Source organism: Vibrio sp. 1978, from assembly GCF_033344345.1.
Genome location: NZ_JAWPOP010000666.1, coordinates 1 through 618 on the forward strand (window position 1 = coordinate 1; position 618 = coordinate 618).

The window sequence follows — 618 nt, forward strand, 5'->3', positions numbered from 1 at the left end:
ATGACCAAAACTATCAACTGATGTACAGTGAAAACGTACCTGCGGATTTGGTTCAAGGCGTGATCGACACGATCAAACATGATCACGAGATACTTATCCACATGTATCAAAACGACAGTTGGCTGATGAACAAAGACGACGAAACACTGCGTGATTTCCATGACGAATTCACATACGTCTTATTCGATGAAGACCAAGCGCCAACCGACGGCATTGCGAAAATTTTCTTCACCCATCCAGCGCAAGATCATGAACGTTTGGTGGTGTTTGAAAACAAACTGCGTGAACAGTTTGGCGATAAATTGAATATCGCGTTCTCTACTCCTTGGTGCTTAGAAGTAATGAGTGCGGGCGTTTCGAAAGGCCACGCGCTACAAGCAGTCGCGGAAACTCTGGGTTTAACGCTCGAAAACTGCATTGCATTTGGCGACGGCATGAATGATGTCGAAATGCTATCAATGGCAGGCAAAGGCTTAGTAATGGGCACATCGCACGAGAAAGTGATGAAAGCGCTGCCAAACAATGAAGTGATTGGCAGCAACGCAGACGATGCCGTGGCGCATTACCTGCAAGATCACCTGCTCTAACCCTTGGGTTAACAACAAAATCACGAAGGGC

Annotated in this window: 1 protein-coding gene; it reads left to right on the top strand. The window is 46.6% G+C overall.

Going from position 1 to position 618, the window contains the following annotated elements:
* The coding region (locus tag R8N49_RS28435) for an HAD-IIB family hydrolase (protein ID WP_318190608.1) at positions 1-587 on the top strand (587 nt) is incomplete at its 5' end.
* Positions 588-618: the final 31 nt, after the last annotated feature.